Annotated in this window: 5 protein-coding genes; all 5 read left to right on the top strand. The window is 57.7% G+C overall.

The genetic code is table 11. The features are described from left to right. Positions 1-686: LysR substrate-binding domain-containing protein (locus tag VMU57_RS21480; protein WP_325387184.1), on the top strand; the 686-nt coding region annotated here is incomplete at its 5' end. 143 nt (positions 687-829) lie between these two features. Beyond that, the gene (locus VMU57_RS21485) at positions 830-1171 is read left to right on the top strand and encodes a TrbC/VirB2 family protein (RefSeq protein WP_325387186.1); all 342 of its coding nucleotides are present in this window, start codon (positions 830-832) and stop codon (positions 1169-1171) included. Between the two features lie 49 nt (positions 1172-1220). Continuing rightward, positions 1221-1523 (top strand): VirB3 family type IV secretion system protein, encoded by a 303-nt coding sequence (locus tag VMU57_RS21490; RefSeq protein ID WP_325387188.1) that lies wholly within the window; start codon positions 1221-1223, stop codon positions 1521-1523. Continuing rightward, positions 1523-4027 carry a VirB4 family type IV secretion system protein gene (locus VMU57_RS21495; RefSeq protein WP_325387190.1) on the top strand — a complete coding sequence of 835 codons (2505 nt, stop codon included), beginning with the start codon at positions 1523-1525 and terminating at the stop codon, positions 4025-4027. Before VMU57_RS21490 ends, VMU57_RS21495 begins: the two co-directional genes overlap by 1 nt. Beyond that, a complete protein-coding gene (locus VMU57_RS21500; protein WP_325387192.1) occupies positions 4024-4788 on the top strand; it encodes a TrbG/VirB9 family P-type conjugative transfer protein in 765 nt (254 codons plus the stop codon). The genes VMU57_RS21495 and VMU57_RS21500 overlap by 4 nt, the downstream gene beginning before the upstream one ends. Positions 4789-4853: the final 65 nt, after the last annotated feature.

Below are 4853 nucleotides of genomic sequence, written 5' to 3' on the forward strand. Positions count from 1 at the left end.
CGCCGCTGCTATTGGGCTTCTCGCTGTTCATCGAACAGGCTCTCGTAGAGCGTACCTTTGCGAGTTATCAAAGGCTGTTTCCAGAGAGTGACATTCGCCCTTGTCCGCAGTTTACCGCCCAGTTACTTGCAGGGCTGAACGACAGATCGATCAACGCCGCGCTCGTGACCACCCCGGTGAAGGCGCATGACCTGGTGGTTCAACCGATCGCCCGGGAGAGATTGTTCCTCTGTCTGCGCAAGGACGATCCAATGGCATCGGCGGATGCAATTCTGCCTCGCCAGATTGCAGCGAGGCTCAATATTACCTTCGACCCGAAGCAACACCCAGAACTATTTTCGTATCTCGATTCCACCTTGCATCGCGCAGGCATTGCAATTCAACTGCGCTACCTTTGCACGACGCCTCACGACGTGCAATGGATGGTCAAGCGAGGACTCGGCTATGCGCTGGTACGCGAGAGCCGCAGCCTCGACCCGGAGTTAGTGGCGCGGCCGATTACCGGCGTGGAGTTGATCGCAGAGTCTGCCTTTGTGTATCGGAAGAGCGAGAGCGCTTCGCATCTGGCGCTGCTTGCCTGCGAGCTGAAAAATGCGATGCGAATTCCGGTGGCCGGTCGAAAGAAGGTGGGAAGAGAAGCTGGTTTGCGCGACAGAGTGCCTGCGCAGATGAAGCTGCTCGGATGAGCGATAAGCAAGCGCGGTGCTCGACACCCGCGACGGCTCGCGGTCGTTTATAGGCCGATAGAAAACAAGTATTGGACGGCATCGCAGACCCAACCTACGCTTGCGGCAGATGAATCGGCCCGCATGGGCAATCGGAGGATTCGATGCGCATACATTGGAACATTCGCCGACATAACGCACCGGTAAACAAGCCTCGCCGTATGTCCTGGTGGCCAACCCTGCTCATGGTCACTCTGCCCTTGCTCTTTCCCATTGCCGCGCTGGCGCAGGCTGGCGGCTCGCCGTTTGACAGCGGATTCACCGCCCTTGAAACGCTCTTCACCGGGACGATTGCCAGGGTCGCGAGCCTGATCGCCATCGTGATCGGCGGCTACGGATTCGCGCACGGAGAGCCAGGAGCGAAGAGAGCGCTGGCTGGGGTTGCCGCTGGAACCGGAATTGCCGTTCTCGCTGTGAATGTCCTGAGTTGGCTCTGGGGTGTATAGACACCCGACCACTCGCAACCAATCGTCCCAGCGAGTATAGGAGGGGTTTATGGCAGACGTGAAGCCACGCCCAAGACGGACAAACCGGGTCTTCAAGAGCCTGCATAAGCCCCTCACCTACCTGGGCGTCGAGCGCAGCCTGTTTTATCTGGTCTGCGTCGGCGCAGTGGGAGCATTCAACCTCTTCAACTCGATCCTTGCCGGGATCGCCGTCTTCCTCGGCGGCTACGCCTTCGGCCATTGGGTGACGACGAGCGACCCCGCCTTTCTTCGCATCCTGGCCAAGTCGGAGAAGTACAAGCTGCGCTATGACGCAGCGAAACAGGCTGTCCCGCGCGTGGAGGTGGTCTGATGTTTCGTATCGACAAGGCCATCAAGCCGTGGAAGGAATCGGCAGCGCTGAATGCCCATATCAACCTCTACGGCTTCTGGAATGAAACAGCGTTCCTGACGAAGTCCGGCGACCTCGGCATGGTGCTGCGCGTTCCTGGCGTGGACTATGAAAGCCTCGACTCCGGCGAGCAGGAGTATGCGGTCAAGCGGCTGGAGTCGGCCTTGAAAGCTTTTGGGCCGGGCTTCCATGTCTATCAGTATCTCTTCAAATCGAATCGGCCGGAGATTCCGTTTGCCCGCTACGAAGATCCTGTTGTGGAATCTGCCATCGAGCAGCGGCGGCAGTTCTTCGAGGCGAAGCGCGACCATTTATATCAAGTCGAAATCTTCTATTGCGTTCTGCTCGAAGGCGCGCGGTCGAAGACCGGAATCGGCGCAGCCTTCGCCCAACTCATTCGTGATCCTGCCGGTGCCATCGATGAGCTGAAGACACAGTTCAGCTCTGAAGCGATGAAGACGCTGCTCCGGTCGCAGATCGAGCACGACCTCGCGCGGCTGGAGCAGCGAGTGCAGGGATTCGTGCGGCACCTTGCCGACTTCATGGAGATTGAGATTCTGGGCCAGCCGGGACAGTTCCGATTCTTTCGGCGGCTCCTCAACTATGACGACTGGCGCATCGCGGGCAAGCCGCAGAGCACGCAGTTTCTCGACTATCAGGTAGTCAACTCGAACATCGAAGCCGAGCGCGATCATCTGCGCGTGGGCGACCACGTTGTCCGTGTATTGACGATGAAGGAGGCGATCACGGAGACGCGCCCCTTAGTGCTGGATGCGCTGCTCAAGGTTCCGGCCAACTTCTATGTTGTGACGGAGTGGACGCCGCTCGCGACAGACAAAGCACGCAAGGAAGTGAACAAGCGCCGCCGCCACTTCAATATGTCGAAAACGGGATTCGTCTCGCAGATGGGCAACGATGCGACCAGGACCAACCCGCACGACGTGCTGGTCGATGAATCGAAGCAAGCCGATATCGAGAACCTGGGCGATTGTCTTCGTGCGCTGGGCGATGGTCAATCGCTGGGGGATTTCTCGCTGACGATTGTGCTGTACGGAGGCTCGAAGACGGAGGTGAACCAGTTGGTGGGCGAGTTCGCCAGCGTGTTCACGAATGCAGACGGCAATCTCTTCGAGGAGACCTACAACCAGCTCAACGCATACTTCGCCACCGTGCCTGGGAACTACGCGGTGAACCTGCGCAAGCTGTATCTGTTGAACACCAACTACGCCGATCTGAGCTTTCTGTTCACGATTCTGCCGGGCGAGAAGACGAACGCTCATCTCGGCACGGAATATCTGGCCGCATTGGAGACGGATAACAGCACGCCCTACTTCCTGAATCTGCACAACGGTGAAGTCGCTCACACGCTGATCCTCGGCATGACCGGCAGCGGTAAGAGCTATCTTTGCAATTTCCTCTTACAGAACGCACAGAAGTACGGGCCGCTGACGTTCATCTTCGACATTGGTGGCAGCTTCCAATCGCTCACCCACATCTTCGGCGGCTCGTATCTGAATGTTGGACAGGAGGCTCGCGAGTTCACCATCAATCCCTTCTCTCTGCCCCAGACCAAAGAAAACCTGCAATTCCTCTTCAGCTTCTTTCGCGTGCTGATTGAAGGCAATGGTCAACGCTACCTGCTCGACTTCAAGGAAGAGCGCAGGCTGTGGGATGGCATCGAGCGCGTGTACATGCTGGAACCGGATCAGCGCACAGTCTCAAACTTCGCGAACATCGTCGGTGAGCTGAAAGAGCGCCTCCACCGCTGGACACGCGGCGGACAGTACGGATTCCTTTTCGACAACGCTGAAGATACGCTCTCGTTCTCGCGCTTCCAGACCTTCAACTTCCACGGCTGGAACGACGCGCCGGACGTACTGGAACCGCTGTTGTTTTACGTGCTGCATCGGGCCAGTAATGAGATTGCCGACCCGAAGAAACTGGCTACCTTCAAGATGTTTCTGCTCGACGAGGCATGGCTCTTCATCAAGAACAAGACCATTCGCAACTATGTCGTGCAGGCGCAGAAGACCTGGCGCAAGCACAACGCCGCGATGATCCTCGCCACGCAGTCGATCAAGGAATTGCAGGAGTCGGGCATGTTGCAGGTGGTCTCTGAGAGTTGTCCGACGAAGATATTCCTGGCCAACCCGGAGATGGACCGCAAGGTCTATCGCGAAGCCTTCCATCTGAACGACACGGAACTGGATCTGATCGCCGGGCTGGTCCCGCCCGGCCAGATGCTCATACGCAAGGCGCAGTCGTCGAAGAAGGTGCAGTTGAACGTCGATTCGGTCTCGCACTGGATGGCGACGAACAACGCCCGCGACAACCTGAAGAAGCGTGACTACTTCGAGCGATTCGGCATTGCCGACGGCCTCCGCCGGCTCGCCGAGGACTTCCCATTCCGGCCTCGCGTGCAGGCCGGTCCCGCTACTCCCAACCCCAAAGGAGCCACTGTATGAGCCGCAAACTGATCTTCATCGCCTGGCTTGCCCTCGCGCTTCCATCGCTCATTGCCGCCGCGCAAGATGTGTCGGCACGCACTGTCCAGTACCACTCCCAGGACATTGTCCCCATTCACGCGAAATTGAAATACACGACCCTGATTGAGGTTCCGCCTACAGAGAAGATCATGGAGGCCGCAACGGGTGACAAGGATTTCTGGATTGTGGACGTGGTGGGCAACTTTTGCTTTGTCCATCCGGCGAAGGCTGGCATCAGTTCCAACCTCAACCTGATTACCGACAAAGGCAACATCTATTCGTTTACTTTGCAGGACGTATCAGGCACATCCGATACGCCGGACCTGAAAGTCTTAATCGTGCCTGCCGACCACTCCTCGATTGTCGCGGCCAGCGGCCCTCCGCAGTTTGTCCCGGCTGCGCAATTGGAACAGACTCGGCAACAGCTTGCCGCTCTCCAATCGCACGTTGAACAGGCCGTGGACGAATACAAGAGCGCATACCCGGTGCAGTTGAAATTCGACTACACCTTCAAGGCCAACGAAGCGCCTTTCGATATTCAGTCGATCTATCACGACGACAAGTTCACCTACATCAAGACCAATGCGCCGGAGAAGTTCAGCGTGTACGAGATGAAGGACGGCAAACCCAACCTCATTACCTATGACCTCCGGGAAGGGACGTACATCATCCCGAAGGTGATGGACTCGGGTTATGTCGAGCTAGGCAAGAAACGGATGGACTTTACGCGGAAGGGGTGACCGTCATGGCCGAGAACAACTTCGTCCCACCTACAGAGGCGCTGTCAGAGCCGGAGTTGCGCCGC

It is taken from the genome of Edaphobacter sp., assembly GCF_035532915.1.
GTDB lineage: Bacteria > Acidobacteriota > Terriglobia > Terriglobales > Acidobacteriaceae > Edaphobacter.